The following is a 17676-nucleotide window of genomic DNA, read 5'->3' as shown; positions in this document are numbered from 1 at the left end:
TCGTCCTGCTGGGCCCAGCGGTTGGCCTGCCGGCGCGAGACTCGGTTCGACACCGAGGTCGCGGTCCCGGCGATGACGGCGGTGCGGGCGACACCGCGGATGAGTCCTGGCATTGTCGTGCCCCCTCCTGACTTGATCGCTTCCCGACCGGATCAGCGTTCGGTCGCCTCGACGGCTTCGGCGAGGGTGTCGTGCGGGATGTACCCGGCGGCCACCGGCTGCGCGCCGCCGCGGCGCAGCGCCTGGACGAAGGGCTTCGCCCAGCGGTTCTCGAAGATCAAGATGGCGGCCGAGGACCCCGGCGCGATCGCCGAGCTCGCTTCGTCGAAGTCGGTCGCGTCGAGGAGCCCGGAATAGGCGCCCTCGAAGACCTCGAGCTCGAGCGCGCCATTGTGCTCGATCTCCGCAAGTTCGACCGTTCGCATCGACCCGTCCGCTTCCCGGGTGACGAACTCCAGGTCGAGGATCCGGATCAGGCCGCGATCCACGAGATCCACGAGTTTCGGGAGTCCTTCACCGGTCATTTTCCCGCCGGGAAACTCCACGATCAGGTAACTGACCGGCCCGAGGTCTTCAAGTGCGGCTGCCTCAGCCTTGGATGTGGTCATTTCGGGTGCTCCCCTCAGTTGGCTGCCCGGGAACTGACCGGATTGCGCCGGGCCTGGAGGTGGGCACGACCCCGAACACGGCCGTGAGCGAGAGCGTGGAGACGGCGGCGGTCGTGATCGTGCCCAGCATGGTGGCCTCCCCCAGTAACAGATCCACCATCGGCCGGCCGGGTTACGCCGCGCATCCCCCGTGAGAGGTGATCGGGGTTAACGGCCGGACCATCAGGACGCGCCCGGCCGGCCCCCTGCCTTCCACCCTGTCCAGGTCGACGACAATCGCCACGCCGCGCCGCCGGAAGTCCGCCTGCCGCTCGCGCGGATGCGAATTATCGAAGATCGCGGCGCGGGCGGCGGGCTGGTCTTCGATGCGGGCCCGGCCGTAGAACGTGTACGTGGTCCGGGTGGCCGGATCGTGGTAAAAGAGGGTCACCGCAGGACGCGCCGCGACGTTGCGCGGCAGGCCGCCGCCTGGCTCGCGCGCCCACACGGCCAGCGCCGTGTCGGAGTACGCCTGGATCGTGCCGCGGAACGACAGGTGGATCTCGTCGCGGTCGTCCCGGTAGGCGATCAGCATGGGCGTCTGGTTGTCCAGCGCGCCGTTCACCGCGTTCTTGATCTCGGCGGTCAGCCGCAGCTCGCCCGGCTGGAGGGGGGCGGCCGGAAGCGTCTGCTGCTCGACCCGGGTGATCTTCCCGTCCGCGAACGCGAACTCGAGCTCGAGCCCGCCGAACGGCGCGCTGGCCGGCAGTTCCGCCACGACGCGGACGCCGTCCGCGCTGACGTCCGGTTCCGACCAGTGCGCCCCGGCCGCGAGCAGCCCGGCCGTCCGGGGCTCACGCAGCAGCGCGAGCACGGCCGCCACGCCTGCCGCCCGGCCGAAGTTGGTCTCCACGACGACATCGCGGGCCAGGTACCCGGCCACGGCGTCGGTGTCCCCCTTGACGAGGGCGTTCTGGTATGCCTCAACGGCGCTGATCCGGTCGCTCATGGTTCCCACCATTCCAGAATCCGGCGAACCGCGGTACCGCGCGCCGGCACTCTGCTGACGGCGAACCCCGATGTGGCCCGCGCCGGCGGCGGCCTACAGTGGTCCCATGCCGGAGGTTGCGAGGATCTGTCCGCGCAGCAGGCCCGCACCCGAGCCGCTGTGGCGCGAGGTGCTCGGCGGCCGCCTGCGCGCGCTGCGCGCTGAGCGCGGGGAGACGCTGGCCGAGACCGCGCAGCGCGCGGGGATCTCCCCGCAGTACCTGTCGGAGGTCGAGCGCGGGCGCAAGGAGCCGTCGAGTGAGATGATCGCGGCTCTGGCGGGCGCGCTCGAGACCACACTCGCCGAGCTTGCGACCGGGGTCACCGAGGACCTGCGCCGCGCGCAAAGCGCAGGTGCGGGCGCGGGCGCGGACGTGGTCGCCCTCGCGGCGTAACGCACGCCACAGCTCACGACCGGTCGGTGAGCACCTGGTCGATGAGCCCGTACTCCAGGGCCGCCCGCGCGGTGAAGATCCGGTCCCTGTCGGTGTCGGCGCGCAGCGCCTCGGCCGTCTGCCCGGTGTGCCGCGACAGGATCGACTCCATCTCCGCGCGCAGTCGCACCACCTCGTCGGCCTGCAGGATCAGGTCAGGGATCGCGCCCTGGCCGCGCGCGGCCGGCTGGTGCAGCACGACCCGGGCGTGCGGCAGCATGGCCCGCCGTCCCGGAGACCCGGCCGCGAGCAGGACCGCCCCCGCGGCGATCGCCTGGCCGACGCACGTCGTGTAGACCGGGGCCTGGATGTACTGCATGGTGTCGTACACGGCGAGCATCGAGGTCATGTCGCCGCCCTCGCAGTTGATGTACAGGTTGATCTCCTGGTCGGGGCTGCGCGCCTCCAGGTAGATCAGCTGCGCGGTCAGCGTGTTCGCCACGCCGGGGTCGATGGCGGTGCCGAGGTAGACGATCCGCTCGGTGAGCAGGTGCGAGTAGACGTCCATGATGCGGTCGCCCCGCGGGTGCTCGGCGATGACGTTGGGGATCGTGTACGCGCTCATGAGCCCGACCGGAGCCCGAACGGCCGCTTCTTCGACGGCATCACCTGACCGAACGACTCCGCGATGCCGTCGATGAACCCGTAGTCGCGCGCCTCCTGCGCGCTGTACCAGTGGTCGTGCCTGGAGTCCTGGAAGACCCGCTCGACCGGCTGGCCGGTGTCTTCCGCGATGATTCCGAGCACGGTATCGCGGGTCTGCCGCAGGTCGTTGGCCTGCAGCTCGACCTCCACGGCGGAGCCGCCGATCCCGGCCGAGCCCTGGTGCATCAGGATCCGGGAATGCGGCAGCGCGAACCGCTTGCCCTTCGTGCCCGCGGAAAGCAGGAACTGGCCCGCGCTGCACGCGATCCCCAGCGCCAGGGTGGCCACGTCGCACGGCACGAGCCGGATGAGGTCGCGGATCGCCAGCATCGCCGGCACGGAACCGCCGGGGGAGTGGATCCACAGCGCGACATCCGCGTCCTGATCCTCGTCGGCCAGGGTAAGCAGCTGCGTCGCGAGCAGGGTGCCATTGTCGTCGTCGAGGATCCCGTCGAGCACGAGAATGCGTCGCTGCAGGAGAGAAAGCCGGGATCGTTCGGTAAAGACTGGGATTTTTTCTTCCTGTGCCATGCCACCAGCGTGCGCGACGGACGGCCGGTCCGGCGCGCGCTGCTGCCCTTGGCGGATCTGCCCAGGGCAGCGATCACCGGTCCGGGTGCTCGATCACCGCGTCCGGGCCGGGAAACACCAGCCCCGTGTGGCCGTCGTCGAACCGGACCAGGTACGGCGGCTCCCCCTTGTCGCCGTGCACCTCGACGATCTCGCCGTACCTGTCCGCGTGCCCGACGACATTGCCGTGAATGCAGATCTTGTCGCCGATGGTCGCTTCCATGTCGTGCCTTCCTCCGCGTTGAGGTGTGCTGCCTAGCCCAAGCGTCGCACGTCTCCCGCGGCCGTGACCAGCGGCTGAAACCGGGGCATTCGCGGCACGCAGGGCTACTCGTCGAGGCTGCCTCGGCGCCGCCGGCTAAGGCCCGGCGGAGGCGGCCGACGCCCCCGAGCAGCCACGTCCGGCCCGCCGCGGGCGCGGGCTCGCTGTTGCGCCAGTCGGCGACAGGGACCAGTCCTGGCTCGACAAGCTCGAACCCGGCGAACAGTTCGAGGATTTCCGCCTCGGTGCGGAAGGCGCCGCCGGGCGAGTTCGACGTGCCGTACACCTGCTTGACCTCGCCGGCGGTCTCGCTGCCGCCAGGCACCTGGCTGGGGACGCCGTGCGACAAGGCCAGGTAGCTGCCGGCGACGATCGCGTCGCGGAATGCCGTCACGATCGGCGTGGCGTCGGTGGCGAAATGCAGCACGGAAAAGAACAGCACGGCGACCGGCTGGGCGAAGTCGATGAGCTGCCGCACGGCCGGGTCGGCGAGGATCTGTCCTGGCTGCTCCATCGCCGCCTTGACGACCGCGACGTTGCCCGCGTCCTCGAGCAGTGCCCTGGCGTGCGCGCATACCACGGGATCGTGGTCGACGCAGATTACCCGGGCGCCTGACGCGGCCGCCTGGGCGACCTCATTGACGTTGCCTCTCGTGGGAAGGCCGGTACCGATGTCGATGAACTGGCGTATTCCCTCGCCCGCGAGAAATGTGACGACCCGGCCGAGAAAGGCCCGGTTCTCGATCGCGACCTGACGGATCTCCGGGGCGCTCGCCAGGACCCTCTCGGCGGCCTCCCGGTCGACGCCGAAATTGTCCTTGCCCCCGAGGTAGTAGTCATACATCCGCGCGGTGCTTGGCCTTTTGGGGTCGAAGGCCCGCTCGTTCCAGCGTCTTGCCACCACCGCAGTCTCCTTTGCGCGGATACATGTGAGTATGCCGAGATAAGTGGCCTGACGAGTAATACCTTAGCCGGACGCGGGCAGGCTATTCCTTCTGCGTTCCCGGCCCGGCTGTTACCGTGGCAGGGTGAGCCGGGTGCATGACATGGGCGGCCAGACCGGGTTCGGGCCGGTGCCGGTGGCTGACGACGGGACCGTGGCGTTCCACGCCGACTGGGAGGCCCGGGTCTACGCGCTGGCGGCCGTGCTGCGGCGGCGCCGGCTGTTCAACAGCGACGAGTTGCGCGACGCGATCGAGCGGCTGCCGCCGGCGGAGTACCTCGGCGCCTCGTACTACGAGCGCTGGCTCGGCGCGATAGAGACGCTGGTGGCCGAGAAGGGCCTGGCATGAGCTACGCCGTCGGCGACCGGGTCCGCGCGCGGGCGGGGGACCCCGACCAGCACACCCGGCTGCCGCGGTACGTGCGCGGACAGCCGGGGGAGGTCGTCGCGCTGCTTGGCGAATGGGTGCTGCCGGACTCTTCGGTGGCCGGCCGGGCGGCAACGGAGACGTGCTATGCGGTGCGCTTCGCGGCCGCGGACCTGTTCGGCAGCGGGGACCACACGGTCACCGTGGACCTGTGGGAGTCCTACCTTGAGCGAGCATGACCACGTCCACGGCGATGCGGACCACCACGACCTGCCTGTCGCGGCCCGGGTGCGGCGGCTGGAGGAGCGGCTCATCGCGGCGGGGCTAGCCAGCGACGAGGAGATCGACGCCTTCCTCGCCAGACTGTACGACAGCGCCTCGCCGGTCAACGGGGCGAGGATGGCGGCCCGCGCGTGGACCGATCCTGCCTACCGCGAGCTGCTGCTCAGCGACGGGAACGCCGCAGCCGCCGGGCTCGGGTTCACGGAGCTCGGGTACCAGCTGCGGGTCGTGGCGAACACCCCGCAGACGCACAACGTGATCGTGTGCACGCTGTGCTCCTGCTATCCCGTCTCGCTGCTCGGGCCGTCGCCCGGATGGTACAAGAGTTTCGCCTACCGGTCGCGGACGGTGCGGGAACCGCACGCGGTGCTCGCCGAATTCGGCGTGACGCTGCCCGCGGGCGTGCGGATCTCGGTGTGGGACTCCACGTCCGAGGCCCGGTACATGGTGCTGCCGGTCCGCCCCGCGGGGACGGACGGGATGACCGCCGCCGAACTGGCGGAGCTGGTGACGCTGAAGGGCCTGATCGGCACGGCCCTGGCCTAACCGATGGCCTAACCGATCGTTTAACCGATCGGGTCAGCCGGTCCGGCGGGGCAAGGCGCCAGCGACGCGACCGGTCAGGCGCGCGGGTCGTACCAGGTGTCGCCGTCGGCCAGCAGCGAGGTCGCGTCCGGGCCCCAGCTGCCGCGGGGGTAGGAGACCACAGGTCCCACGTCGCCGAGCACGGGATCGACGACCCGCCAGCAGGCCTCCACCGTGTCCTGCTGAGCGAACAGCCACCGTTCGCCGCCAAGCGCCGCGCCGATCAGCCGGTCGTACGGGCGCATGTCGGCGCCGGGATGCTCGGCGAACGTGAGCTCCTGCACCTCCGGTTCCCAGCCCGCGCCCGGCTTCTTGCCGACCAGGGTCAGCACGGCGTGGTTCTCCGGATAGATGCGGAACCGCAGCCCGTTGCCTGCCGCGTGGCCGCCGAGGCCGAACGCGTCGTGCGGCGGCCGCCGGAACCCGATGCTCACCTCGGTGGCGGTCACCGGCAGGCACTTGCCCGCCCGGATCAGTATCGGCACCCCCGACCAGCGCCAGGAGTCGGCGGCGAGCCGGACCGCCACGAACGTCTCGGTCGTCGAGCCGGGAGCCACCCCCGCGACGGACAGGTACCCATCGTACTGTCCCTTCACCACGTCGGCCGGGCCAAGCGGCCCCAGCGCGCCGATCAGCTGCGACTTGGCGGTGATCCACGAGTCGAGCCCGGTCCCGTCGGGCGGGTCGGCCAGCACGGTCGCGAGCACCTGGAGCATGTGGTTCTGCACCACGTCCTTGATCGCGCCCGTCCTGTCGTAGAAGCTGCCCCGGTCCGCGACGTCGAACGCCTCCGCCATCGTGATCTGGATGGACCGCACGTAGTTGCGGTTCAGCACCGGCTCGATGACCGAGTTCGCGAAGCGGGCGAACATCAGGCTTTCCACCGGGTCCAGGCCGAGCCAGTGGTCCACGCGGTAGATGGCCTCCTCGGGGAAGTACTCGTGCATGGTCTGGTTCAGGGCCCGCGCGCTCGCCAGGTCGTCGCCGAACGGCTTTTCCACCATCACCCGGCAGCCGTCGGCGCGCCCGGCGGCGGAGATGCCCGCCGCGATCCGCCCGAACAGCGGTGGCGGCACCTCCAGGTAGTACAAGACCCGCTTCGCGGAGCCGAGCTCGGCCGACATCGCCGCGTACGTCGCCGGGTCGCCCAGGTCCCCGTCGACGTAGCGCAGCAGGTCGAGCATCTTGACAGCGGCCGGGCTGGCCGGGTCCATGCTGTTCAGCGTCAGCGAGGCCGTCGCGTAATCGCGGAACTGCGGCAGCCCCCAGCCGCTCCTGGCGACTCCGATCACCGGCACGGCGAGCACGCCCCGGTCGACCAGCCCCACCAGGGCCGGGAACGTCTCGAGCTTCGCGAGATCACCGGTAGCGCCGAAGATCACCAGCGCATCGACTTGGTCGGCACCCATGTCAGCCCATCCTGCCAGATGTGCCGATATCGCCCGCTTCCCGCCCGCCCGCACGGGCCGTCGGATGGGGCCGGAGGATTTTTTTATTCCGAACGAGGCGTGGCGCCTGTCCCGCGGTTAAGTCCACTCCCCTGGTGATCAGGACCTGGCTGGCGAGCGCCGCCACGCACAGCGTCCCGATCACGATGCCGGCCGCCGCGGCGGCGCCCTGGCCGCCAAGCCCGGCCAGCGGCGCGAGCAGCGCGCCGAGCAGGAACGGCAGCGCGCCCAGCCAGGCCGACGCCGTGCCCGCGATCGAGGAGTGCCCGGCCAGGGCCAGCGCGGTCGCGTTCGGGCGCAGCATGCCGAACGACGCCACGTAGACGAACAGCGGGACAAGCAGCGCCGCCAGCGGGGGATGCCCGGTGAGCGCGACGGCGAGGAAGGCAAGCGCGCCCGCCACCTGGACGACCAGCGACGCGCGGGCAAGCCGGCTCACCGGATGGCGGCGGACAAGCCTGGCGCCGAGCTGCGCCATCGAGGTCAGGCCGATCGCGTTGATCATGAAGAACAGGCTGAACAGCTGCGGGGACTGCTTGTACGCGTCCTCGACGATGAACGGCAGCGAGGAGATGTAGGTGATCAGCGCGGCGGTGCCGAACGCGACGGCGGCGGTGTTGCCGGCGTAGCGCCGGTCCCGCGCCAGCGTCCGCGAGTCCGCCAGGAGCTGGCGGAACCGGGGCGGGGTGCGCCGGTCCGGCGGCAGGGTCTCCGGCAGGAACCAGCTGGCGGCGAGCAGCGCGAGGCCGATCGCGGCGAGCACGCCGAACACCCCGCGCCAGCTGGTGAACCGCAGGATCTGCCCGCCGATCACGGGCGCGAGCACCGGCGCCAGCCCGAAGACCAGCGTCAGCGACCCGAGGACGCGGGCAAGTTCTGTGCCCTCGTACATGTCCCTGACCATGGCAAGGCTGAGCACGACCCCGGCCGCGCCCGCCATGCCCTGCAGGAAGCGGAACGCGATCAGCGAGCCGATGTCCGGCGCCAGCGCGCAGGCGACAGAGAACGCCGTGAACGCCACGAGCCCGGCGAGCAGCGGGCGGCGGCGGCCCATGCCGTCGCTGAGCGGGCCGGCCACCAGCTGCCCGACGGCCAGGCCGGCCAGGCAGCCGGACAGGGTGAGCTGCACCAGGGACTGCCCGGCGTGCAGGGCGGCGGCGATCGTCGGCGTGGACGGCAGGTACATGTCCATGGCGAGCGGCCCGAACGCGGACAGCGCGCCGAGCACCGCCAGCATTGCCAGCCCGTGCTTGCGGTGCTCGGAGGGCACGTCCGGGCCCGCCTGCGCGGGACCCCCAGTCTCTCCAGGCGGGGAGCCCTCGAAAGTTTCCATCGCTAAGGAGGATACTGAGGTCCAGGTCGCCGCCTAGCCCCTGACCTGCTGTTTCTTTGCCTGAACCAAGTCTGCCCAGCTCACGCACCCGCGGGCATGCAAACTATGCGGCCATGGGAAAGGCCGCGGGCGCGGTGGTACCCGAGCAGCAGGCTGGCAAGCCCGCCAGTGGATGGCGTGGCCGGGCGGGGCGGGCCGGGTGAGCTCGGCGGCGAGTGTGCCTGCCGGTTGCCGCCCGGCGATGCGATATGCCCGGTATGCCGGAATCCGCTTACAGCGGCCCGGCGGGGAGCGGCTTGGAGCCCGCTAGCAGGATGCGGTGCATGACCCGGCGCTGGCCCTGGTAGTCGTTCACGGCGAAGTGCCACACCTGGCGGTTGTCCCAGAACGCGATCGACCCTGGCGCCCAGTTGAACCGGGTCACGAACTCCGGCCGCACGCCGGACTCGAACAGGTACCGCAGCAGCGGCAGCGACTCGCGCCTGGTCCAGCCCTCGAACCGCATCGTGAACTCCGGGTTCACGTACAGCACCCTCCGGCCCGTCTCAGGGATGAGCCTGACGACCGGGTGCAGCGGCCCCTCGGCCGCGTCGTATTCCGCGATCGACGGCTCAGGCGGATCGGTCTGCGCGTAGCTCAGGCCGAGCTTGCGCACGTTCGAGTGAATCGCCCACAGCCCGAGCAGGGTCGCCTGCAGGCCAGGGGACAGCGCCTCGAACGCCGGTCCCATCCCTGCCCACTGGGTGTCGCCGCCATAGGGCGGGATCTCCTGCGCGAACAGGATCGTGGCCTTCGGCGGCTCGTCGAAGCACGTCATGTCCGTGTGCCAGCCCTCGCCGATGGCCCGCGTCTGCTCCGGTTCCTTGCGCAGCTCCTGCCTGACCCGGATTTCGCCGAACCGCGACGCGAACCGCTCCCGCTGCTCCTCGTCGAGGAACTGGTCGCGGAAGAAGATGACGCCGTGCTCGGCCCACGCCTGCCCGATCGCCTCGTACGTCTCGTCCGGGTATTCCCGGGTCAGGTCGAGCCCGCGGAGCTCGGCGCCGATCAGCCCGCCGGTCTTGTGTACCTCGGGCAACGTCACAGTCGTCATGAGGTCATCATCAGCCGCCGCCGCTGCCGGGGAAACAGCGATCGGCACAGGACGCCCCCGGCCGGACGCTCGGCTGAGCACAAAACGAGCGCAACCTTGCGCCCAGCCCGCGCTGGGATAGAGGGATCTTTCATGCCATAATGCGTGCCACTGTGCTACAAATCATGTTCTGCCGCGTCCCGCTTTTATGCGAATAGGCGCTGCGGCGCGGAACGTGATCCGGGGTGGGGATGTGAGTGATCCACGGCGTTGTGCATGGTGTGGCGCACGAGTTGGGGCGCGCGATCGCGTCTGTTTTAGCTGCCAGCGGCCGGTGACCCAGGAGTCCGCGGCCCCGCAGCCGGTGCCGGCCGCGGAAGCGGTGCCGGTATCCCTCGCGCCGCCCGCTGCCGCGCCTGCGCCGTGGGCCGCGGCAGAACCGAGGGCGGCAGCCGCGCCGCCCGCTGCCGCCGCCATGCCGCGGCAGGGCGAGCCGCCGTCCGGCCCGCTGCGCCTGGAGCTCGCCTGGGGGCGTGATCGCAGGCTGCTGACCCTGCCGCCGTCGGGCGCGACACTCGGCTCCACGTCCGAGGCCGACGTGGTGATCCCGGCCCCCTTCCTTGCCCCGCTGCACGCGCGCGTCATCCCCGCCGATGGCGGCTGGGCCGTCGAGTCGCTCGCGCCGGCCGGGCAGGGGCAGGTCATGGTGCGCGGCTCGGTCGTGCGGCAGGCCCCGATAGCGCAAGGCGACGTGTTCCGGCTCGCCGACCGGGTGGGGAACTTCGTCACCGTCAAGGTGCCAAGCGACACCGCCGCCCGGGCAGACCAGCGGGCGGGCGCGCTCCGCGCCGCGCTGCCCGGCCGCGACGAGTCCTACCTCATCGGCGCCGACCCGAGGTGCAAAGTCCGGCTGGAGCACCCGCTGATCCAGCCCCGCCACCTGGCGGTCCGCAGGGACGCGTCCGGCGCGCTCTGGCTGGAGGACCGGGGGACGCCCGCGGGCACCTACCTCAACGGGCAGCGCGTGCGCGGCGCGGTGCGCGCCGGGCTGGGTGACGTGCTCCAGGTCGGCCCCTATAGCGCCCGCGTCGGCGAGTACGCGCTTGAGCCGCTTGAGCAGGTGGGGGGCGTCGACATCCAGGTGCGCGACGCCCGGGTCGAGGTACCGGCAGGCAAGGCAGGCCGGGGCGCGAGGACGCTGCTCGACCAGGTGTCACTGCACATTGCCCCGGCGAACATGATCGTGGTGGCCGGGCCGAGCGGCGCAGGCAAGACGACGCTGATGCGGCTGCTGTCCGGCCAGCAGCCCGCCGCGGCGGGACACGTCGAGTACAACGGCACCGACCTGGCGGACTGCCGCCAGGCGTACGCCCCGCTCATGGGATACGTGCCGCAAGAGGACATCGTGCATGCCGACCTGACCGTGCACGAGGCGCTGGACTACCAGGCCCGGCTGCGGCTCGGCGACCGGACGCCCGCCGCGGTCAGGGACGTCAGGGTGGACTACGCGCTGTCCCTGCTCGGGCTGCTCGAGCAGCGGAACCAGCTGGTCAAGACCCTCAGCGGCGGTCAGCGCAAACGCGTGTCGATAGCGTGCGAGATGCTCAACGAGCCGCAGATCCTGTTCCTCGACGAGCCGACATCCGGGCTGGACCCCGGCCTGGACAAGCGGATGATGCTGCTGCTGCGGCTGCTCGCCGACCAGGGCAGGACGGTGGTGCTGACGACGCACGCGATCGCGCACGTCGACGTGTGCGACACGCTCGTCCTGGTCGGCCCGGGCGGCAACGTCATTTACGCGGGCGCGCCGCAGGCGGCGCTGGACTGGTTCGGCGTGCAGACGCTTGGCGACGTCTTCGCGCTTGTCGACACCGCGGACAGCGCCGCGCAGGCGGCTCAGCGCACGCGCAGCGCGCAGCGGCCTGGCGCGCAGGGACCAGTCTTTCCCGCGCGCTCGGGCCCGCCCGCCTCCGGTCACCTGCCGGCCGGAGCAGGGCGCAACGGCGGGCTGGGCGGCGCCACCCCGCCAGTCGGCTCCGCGGCCTGGCGCCGCCTGGTGCTCAGCCAGGGCAGGATCTTCGCCGGCCGCTACGTGCGGCTGCTCAGCCGGGACCGGCCGGCGCTGGCGTTCAGCCTGCTGCAGGGGATCGCGGTCGCGCTGCTGACCGCGCTGGCCGTGCCCAGCAGCTTCACCTGGCCCACGGGAAACGCGGCGACGTTCGTCTTCGGGTGCGCGTCCGTGTGGTTCGGCATGATCGGCGCCGTCCGCGAGCTGGTGAAGGAGAAGGCGATCTGGCGCCGGGAGTTCCTCGCGGGCGGCAGCATGCCCGCGTACCTGGCCTCCAAGGTCGCCGTGCTCGGCGTGATGGCGGCGATCCAGGCGCTGACCCTGACCCTGGTGGTCAGGCTGACGCTTGGGCTGCCCTCCGGCGGGCCGTTCGGGCATTCGATGGTGACGTTCTTCGTCACGCTCTGGCTGGGCGCGCTGAGCGGAATGGCGCTCGGACTGCTGGTCTCGGCCGCGGCGGAGAGCGCCGACCGGGCGATGAGCCTGGTGCCGTACCTGCTCATCACCCAGCTGGTCCTGTGCGGCGTGCTGTTCCAGCTTGGCGCGATCGGCTTCATCTCCTGGCTCATGCCCGCCAGATGGGCGGTGTCCGGGCTTGGCGGCATCGCGGGCCTGAACGCCCAGCTGCTGCACCAGACCAGCGGCCTGTACCCGCACACGGCAGGTGGACTGCTGTTCAACTGGTTCATGCTGCTTGTGCTCACCGCCGCCGCGCTGGCCGCCACCGTGTGGCGCCTGTACCGGCAAGGGCTCGGCTGGAGCGTGGGCCGTGGCTGAGCCAACCGCCTTCGGGATCGACCTCGGCACCACGATGTCCGTGGTGGCGCAGGTCAACAGCGCGGGCCTGCCCGTGGTGCTGCCGAACGCGGAGGGGTCGCCGACGACCCCGTCCATCGCGCTGTTCGACTCCGGTCACGTGATCGTCGGCGCCGTCGCGCGGGAGTCGCTGGCGACCGAGCCGGACTCCGTCGTCCAGCTCGTCAAGCGGCACATCGGCTCGGGCTGGACGTTCGACTACGGCGGCGTCTCCTACCGGCCAGAACACGTGTCCGCGCTGATCTTGCGCAAGCTCGTTCAGGACGCTCGGCTGCTCGCCGGGCCGGTCACGCAGGCCGCCATCACCGTGCCGGCCTATTTCAGCGACCCGATGCGCGCGGCGACCCTGCGCGCCGGGGAACTGGCCGGGCTTGACGTGCTCGGCCTGCTGTCCGAGCCCACCGCCGCCGCGCTCGCCTACGGCTACGACCGGCGGCCGGCCGGGGTGACGGGGGCCGTGATCGACCTCGGCGGCGGCACCTTCGACGTGACCGTGATGGAGTACGACGGGGCCGACCTGACCGTCCGGGCCACCGGCGGGGACGCGTACCTGGGCGGAGCGAACTTCGACAAGGCGCTGTTCGACTACTTCGTCGAGCAGTTCGCGGCCGCCCATGGCCTGGACATCAACGACCCCGACGCGCTGTCGATCGAAGAGGTCACGCAGGTGTCGCAGGACTGGCTGCTGCGGGCCGCGCGCGCCAAGCACGACCTCACCGCGCGCGAGCGCACCAGCGTCGCGCTGCAGGCGGCCGGGCTGACGCTGCGGGTCGACGTCAGCCGGACCGAGTTCGTCGCCCGCACGAGCATCCTGCTTGACGAGATGACGGAGAAGATGGTCGACGTGGTGGCGGCCGCCGGGGTTACCCCCAGGGACATCTCCGTGGTGCTGCCGGTGGGCGGGGCGACCAGGATGCCGGCCGTGCGCGCGCGGATCCGGGACATCTTCGGTGTCGAACCGGATACGTCGATTCGCCCGGACGAGGCCGTCGCGCTCGGAGCCGGGCTGTTCGCCGCGCAGCGTCAGCTCGAGCGAGGCGGAGCGGTCGTGATAGACGCCGGAGCCAGGGATTACCTCGAGGAGCTGTCGGTGACCGATGTCGCCGCGCACAGCCTCGGCATCAGCGCGTTCGAGACCTCGGGCGGACGCCAGCGCCCGGTGATGACGCCGCTGCTCCCGCGCAACACCGCGCTGCCGTTCTTCGCGGAACGGACCTTCTTCACGATGCGGCCGGGAGAGACGCAGATCGTCATCCCCGTGCTCGAAGGGGAGTCGGCGGATCCTGACCTGTGCCGCCGCGTCGGCACTGTGGTCATCGAGCACCTGCCGCCCGGGCGCCCGGCGCACCAGCCCGTGAACGTCACGATGAGCCTGAACCGCGACGGAATCCTGCAGGTCTCGGCGACTGACGTCACCACAGGCGCCTTGGCCGCCACCACGATCGTCCACACGTACCTGGCCGACGGCGGCGATGACGCGGCCGACCGGATGGTCAGGACCCTGCAGGTCGATTAGCCGTCTTGCGCGGAATGCGCTTCGATAGTAGTCATGCAGCAGCGTGAAGACTGGTACGCATATCTCCGGCTGTCGCCACAGGCGCCGACGGAGGAGATAGAACAGGCCGTGGAGCGGCTGAGCCGGCAGGCCGCCGCGCTGGCCGTGACCGCGCCGGAGCGGTCCCAGCTGCTGCGCGAGACTGTCCGCTCGATCAAGCGCGACCTGCTTTCCGGCCCCGAAAGCAGGCAGCGCTACGACGCAGGCCTCGCGGCCGCGGCGCAGCAGGCGGTGCCACCGCCCCAGCCCCAGCCCCAGCCGCAGCCGCAGCACGCGATGCCGCCGGTCCAGCAGCTGGCGCCCCCCGCTCAGCCGTTCCCGCCCGCGCCGTACGCCCCTGGTGCGCCCGCGCCGATGCCGCCTCCGCCCGCGCCGATACCGGTATCTCCGGCGCCCGCTTTCGCCGCCGAGGGGATGGGTTCGCGGATCGCACGCTTCCTGCGCTCTGGCTGGACCTGTTCCGGGTGCGGCAAGGACGCGCTGCCGAGCGACAAGTTCTGCACGAGGTGCGGCACCCCGATCAAGCCGGTGCAGCCCGATGCCGGGGCACCCGCCAGGGCACGCCCGACGTGCGTAAGTTGCGGGAGTACGCTCGCGGTGAATGATGCGTTCTGCGCTAGATGTGGGACACGTGTTGGAAGTTGACCACTTTTGTGCCAGATAATGCCTGAGTGCCGGAAAGCAATCAATAACGTTTGAGGCAGATTCGACGATACCTCCCTTGCTGGCAAGTCGCCTTGCTCTAGCATCAGCCGACGGCATTTCATCTGTTAGGGGGAGGGCGGACGGTGCCGAATTGTGCGAACGGGCATCGCTTGCCTGCGGGAGCGGCATTCTGCGGGATCTGCGGTACCGACGTCCGGTCCCGGTGCGCCGCGGGTCACGTCAACGATCCGGGAGCGCGTTTCTGCCGGATCTGCGGTTCGGCCATCGGCGACGCGCCGGCCTCGTCACCCCCCGGATTCGGGACGCCGTTGATGGCGTCGCCGTCGGCCGGCCCGCAGTCCGCGCCGCCCGCGATGCCCTTGTCAAGCACGCCCCCGGTGAGCCCGAACACGTTCGCCAACTGGCTCGGAGCGCCCGCGGCGGCGCCCGCCACCGCCGGCAAGCCGCAGGACGCCGCGCCGTGGGATGTCGAGGCCGAGCCGCCCGCGACGCCGTCATGGGACTCCACCCCCTGGCCGGATGCCGTGCCGTCGCCGGCCGCGCGGGCGGGAGCCGACGCCGCGCTCCCGCGGGACGACTGGGATGCCGCGACCGGAACGGCAGGAACGGGCGGTGTGCCCTCCTGGGGCCGTGCCGCCGCGCCGGATGCCGCGCCGCCCTGGGACGCCACGACGGGGCTGGACGGCGCAGCTTTGTGGGATGCCCCGGCCAAACCGGATGCGACGCCACCATGGGACGCCACGACCGGAATGGACGGCGCGCCCCCGTGGGAAGGCGCGGCTCACCCTGGTGCCGCGCCGGACTGGGACGGCACGACCAGGGCGGGCACACAGGCCCGGTGGGTCGCCGCCACGCCGCCTGCGGCGGGGACCGGCGCCGCGGGCGGCGGTGGCCGGGGGTCGCATGCCGCGGCCCCAGCCGGCCGCGGCCGCCGTCGCACCCTGCTCTGGATCGCCTTGCCTGTCGCGCTGGTGGTCGTCCTTGGCGGCGGCGCCGCGGCGGCATTCACCCTGCTGCACCACACCCCGAAGACGGTGGCGTCCCCGACGACGCACCCCACGGTGCGCGCGCACCCGACGACCGCCCCGCCGACAACCCCGGCGTCGGCACCGAGTACCTCGGTGAGCAGCTCGCCGGCGGATACTCCCTCGTCCACGACAGGAGCGAGTGCCACCGCGACCGCCGGCCCGTCCGTCAGGCCAGGCGGCTGGACCTACGCCGTGCCCATCGATCAGCAGGCGTACGCCAACGACAACGCGACGATCAACTCGGTGTCCTGCGTGTCCGCCACGACCTGCTACGCGGTTGACAGCGCGGGCAACGTCCTCTACTCCGACACGATGAATTTGTGGCGGGTCGTGGACCCTAACAGCGGGGCAAACCTGACGTCTATCTCCTGCCCCACAGTGAACTTCTGCGCCGCGGTCGACTCGTCGGGCGCCGCACTCATCTACAGCGGCGGCAGCTGGACCTCCCCGGTCAACATCGACTCTGGCAACGAGCTCAACAGCGTCTCGTGCGTGTCTACCACCTACTGCGTGGCGGTGGACAGCGCGGGCAGCGGCTTTACCTACACCGGGTCGGCGACGAACTGGACGCAGACCACTATTGACCCGAATCAGGACAACCTGGTCTCCGTGTCGTGCCCGAGCACGTTCTTCTGCGCCGCCGTGGACGACAACGGGAATGTCTACACGTACGACGGAAACACGTGGGCCGCCGGGCAGAGCATCGACAGCGACAGCGGGCTTACCCAGGTCTCGTGCTCAAGCGACGCCTTCTGCGTCGCCATCGACGGCGCTGGAAACGCCGCGGTAATGATCAGCGGGGACTGGTCGACGCAGACCCTGCCCGCGACCGCCGAGAGCGTGTCCTGCCCGGCCGACGGATACTGCGTCGCGGTCGACAACAGCGGTGGCGCGCTTGTCTACCAGCAAGGCAGCTGGTCGGGCGAAACCAAGATCGACGGCAATAACTCCTTTGAGGCGATCAGCTGCGTGAAAGCTAACGCTTGCGCCGCGACGGATCAGTACGACAATGTGCTGTATTACACGGCCGGAGGCGCTGCCGGATGACGCGGCGAAACGGCGAAGATCAGCGAAGCATAACTTCACCAGACAGCACGCGGAGGTCCAGCAGATGAACTGTCCTCAGTGCCAGACGCCGAATAGGGCGGACTCGGTGTTCTGCGTCAGTTGCGGAACCCAGCTCGCCTCGGCCGAGGCGGCCGTCACGGCTGGCGGCTACCCGCCGCCGCCCGGGCAGGGAACCCCGCTCGGGCAGGGAACCCCGCTCGGGCAGGGCACCTCCGGTGGCTACGGCGCGCCCGGCGGATATGAGCCGCCCACCGCGCCGCCGACCCAGTACCCGCCCGCCGCGCCGCCGACTCAATACCCGCCCGCCGGCCAGCAGCCGGCAGGCGGTTACCAGCAGCCCGCCGGTTACCAGCAGCCTGTCGGCGGCTACCAGCAGCCCGGCGGCTACCAGCAGCCCGGCGGCGGGTACCAGCAGCCCGCAGGTTATCAGCAGCCCCCCGGGTACCAGCAGCCCGCAGGCGGTTACCAGCCGCCTGCGGGGTACCAGCCGCCCGGCGGTCAGTACCAGCAGCCAGCCGGGGGCTTCCAGCCGCGGCAGGGGGGATCGCCCGTCGGCCCGTTCCAGTTCGACCTGAAGCGGCTGACCCGGGTTGACCAGATCGTCGGCGTCGCGACCCTGATCGCCATGATCTCGATCTGGCTGCCCTGGTACAGCGTCAGCCTGGGTGCTGGCGCCGGGACCTACAGTTTCAGCGGCACGGGCCTGCACGGCTGGCTGTGGCTGGAGTTCGTCGTGGCCCTGTTCCTGCTCGCGTACCTGATCATGCGCGCCGGCTGGGCGGAACCACCGCTGCGCCTGCCCGTCGCGCACGCGCCGGTGCTGCTCGTCGGGACCGGCCTGCAACTGCTGCTGATCCTGATCGCCTTCGCCGACATCCCTTACGGGAACGAAGGGATGGG

At 71.0% G+C, this 17676-nt stretch carries 17 protein-coding genes and 2 pseudogenes; 9 read left to right on the top strand and 10 right to left on the bottom strand.

The genetic code is table 11. The features are described from left to right. Positions 1-152: 152 nt before the first annotated feature. Positions 153-608: a DUF6325 family protein gene (locus Q1N79_RS01925; RefSeq protein ID WP_300603402.1), complete on the bottom strand. Its 456-nt coding sequence runs from the start codon at positions 606-608 to the stop codon at positions 153-155. Between the two features lie 172 nt (positions 609-780). Further along, positions 781-1596 carry a nuclear transport factor 2 family protein gene (locus Q1N79_RS01920; protein ID WP_300603399.1) on the bottom strand — a complete coding sequence of 272 codons (816 nt, stop codon included), beginning with the start codon at positions 1594-1596 and terminating at the stop codon, positions 781-783. 106 nt (positions 1597-1702) lie between these two features. Between Q1N79_RS01920 and Q1N79_RS01915 the strand changes: the two genes are divergently transcribed. Beyond that, the gene (locus Q1N79_RS01915; RefSeq protein WP_300603396.1) at positions 1703-2029 is read left to right on the top strand and encodes a helix-turn-helix transcriptional regulator; all 327 of its coding nucleotides are present in this window, start codon (positions 1703-1705) and stop codon (positions 2027-2029) included. A gap of 13 nt (positions 2030-2042) precedes the next feature. Here the strand turns inward: Q1N79_RS01915 and Q1N79_RS01910 are convergent, their stop codons facing one another. The 4 genes and pseudogenes from Q1N79_RS01910 to Q1N79_RS01895 all read right to left on the bottom strand — a co-directional run. Next, on the bottom strand, positions 2043-2633 hold the full coding sequence (locus tag Q1N79_RS01910; protein WP_300603393.1) for a ClpP family protease: 591 nt from the start codon (positions 2631-2633) through the stop codon (positions 2043-2045). Then, positions 2630-3244, bottom strand: a complete 615-nt coding sequence (locus tag Q1N79_RS01905; RefSeq protein WP_300603390.1) for a ClpP family protease — start codon at positions 3242-3244, stop codon at positions 2630-2632. The genes Q1N79_RS01910 and Q1N79_RS01905 overlap by 4 nt, the downstream gene beginning before the upstream one ends. Positions 3245-3317: 73 nt before the next feature. Further along, a complete protein-coding gene (locus Q1N79_RS01900) occupies positions 3318-3506 on the bottom strand; it encodes a DUF1918 domain-containing protein (protein WP_300603388.1) in 189 nt (62 codons plus the stop codon). A gap of 211 nt (positions 3507-3717) precedes the next feature. Then, positions 3718-4389: pseudogene (locus tag Q1N79_RS01895) on the bottom strand (SAM-dependent methyltransferase); the annotation flags it as partial. A gap of 184 nt (positions 4390-4573) precedes the next feature. On the opposite strand from Q1N79_RS01895, the gene Q1N79_RS30545 reads away from it, so the two are divergent. The 3 genes from Q1N79_RS30545 to Q1N79_RS01885 are packed head-to-tail and all read left to right on the top strand — an operon-like array spanning position 4574 to position 5683. After that, the gene (locus Q1N79_RS30545; protein WP_367185014.1) at positions 4574-4837 is read left to right on the top strand and encodes a hypothetical protein; all 264 of its coding nucleotides are present in this window, start codon (positions 4574-4576) and stop codon (positions 4835-4837) included. Continuing rightward, positions 4834-5094: an SH3-like domain-containing protein gene (locus Q1N79_RS30540; protein ID WP_367185013.1), complete on the top strand. Its 261-nt coding sequence runs from the start codon at positions 4834-4836 to the stop codon at positions 5092-5094. Before Q1N79_RS30545 ends, Q1N79_RS30540 begins: the two co-directional genes overlap by 4 nt. Continuing rightward, positions 5081-5683 (top strand): nitrile hydratase subunit alpha, encoded by a 603-nt coding sequence (locus Q1N79_RS01885; protein WP_300603385.1) that lies wholly within the window; start codon positions 5081-5083, stop codon positions 5681-5683. Before Q1N79_RS30540 ends, Q1N79_RS01885 begins: the two co-directional genes overlap by 14 nt. A gap of 74 nt (positions 5684-5757) precedes the next feature. Here Q1N79_RS01885 and Q1N79_RS01880 read toward each other — a convergent pair whose 3' ends face one another. From Q1N79_RS01880 to Q1N79_RS01870, 3 genes are all read right to left on the bottom strand, one after another. Further along, a complete protein-coding gene (locus Q1N79_RS01880; protein ID WP_300603382.1) occupies positions 5758-7131 on the bottom strand; it encodes a glucose-6-phosphate dehydrogenase (NADP(+)) in 1374 nt (457 codons plus the stop codon). Position 7132: 1 nt separating this feature from the next. Then, the gene (locus tag Q1N79_RS01875) at positions 7133-8503 is read right to left on the bottom strand and encodes a multidrug effflux MFS transporter (protein WP_300603379.1); all 1371 of its coding nucleotides are present in this window, start codon (positions 8501-8503) and stop codon (positions 7133-7135) included. 271 nt (positions 8504-8774) lie between these two features. Then, on the bottom strand, positions 8775-9596 hold the full coding sequence (locus tag Q1N79_RS01870; RefSeq protein WP_300603377.1) for a TauD/TfdA family dioxygenase: 822 nt from the start codon (positions 9594-9596) through the stop codon (positions 8775-8777). Positions 9597-9909: 313 nt separating this feature from the next. Here Q1N79_RS01870 and Q1N79_RS01865 point away from each other — a divergent pair, with 313 nt between their 5' ends. The 3 genes from Q1N79_RS01865 to Q1N79_RS01855 are packed head-to-tail and all read left to right on the top strand — an operon-like array spanning position 9910 to position 14659. After that, on the top strand, positions 9910-12420 hold the full coding sequence (locus Q1N79_RS01865) for an ATP-binding cassette domain-containing protein (protein WP_300603374.1): 2511 nt from the start codon (positions 9910-9912) through the stop codon (positions 12418-12420). Then, on the top strand, positions 12413-13975 hold the full coding sequence (locus Q1N79_RS01860) for an Hsp70 family protein (RefSeq protein WP_300603371.1): 1563 nt from the start codon (positions 12413-12415) through the stop codon (positions 13973-13975). Before Q1N79_RS01865 ends, Q1N79_RS01860 begins: the two co-directional genes overlap by 8 nt. A gap of 33 nt (positions 13976-14008) precedes the next feature. Beyond that, positions 14009-14659, top strand: coding sequence for a zinc ribbon domain-containing protein (locus Q1N79_RS01855; protein WP_300603368.1), 651 nt, complete (start codon positions 14009-14011; stop codon positions 14657-14659). 235 nt (positions 14660-14894) lie between these two features. On the opposite strand, the gene Q1N79_RS01850 is transcribed toward Q1N79_RS01855, so the two are convergent. Next, a complete protein-coding gene (locus Q1N79_RS01850; protein ID WP_300603365.1) occupies positions 14895-15071 on the bottom strand; it encodes a hypothetical protein in 177 nt (58 codons plus the stop codon). Between Q1N79_RS01850 and Q1N79_RS01845 the strand changes: the two genes are divergently transcribed. Both Q1N79_RS01845 and Q1N79_RS01840 read left to right on the top strand, forming a co-directional pair. After that, positions 15058-16755, top strand: a complete 1698-nt coding sequence (locus tag Q1N79_RS01845) for a hypothetical protein (protein ID WP_300603362.1) — start codon at positions 15058-15060, stop codon at positions 16753-16755. The two genes, Q1N79_RS01850 and Q1N79_RS01845, sit on opposite strands and share 14 nt — an antisense overlap. Positions 16756-16819: 64 nt before the next feature. After that, a pseudogene (locus Q1N79_RS01840) lies at positions 16820-17676 on the top strand (hypothetical protein); the annotation flags it as partial.

Origin of the sequence: Trebonia sp. (assembly GCF_030042015.1) — a bacterium.
Classification (GTDB): Bacteria; Actinomycetota; Actinomycetes; order Streptosporangiales; family Streptosporangiaceae; genus Trebonia.
This window is presented reverse-complemented; position numbering and strand designations above follow the sequence as displayed.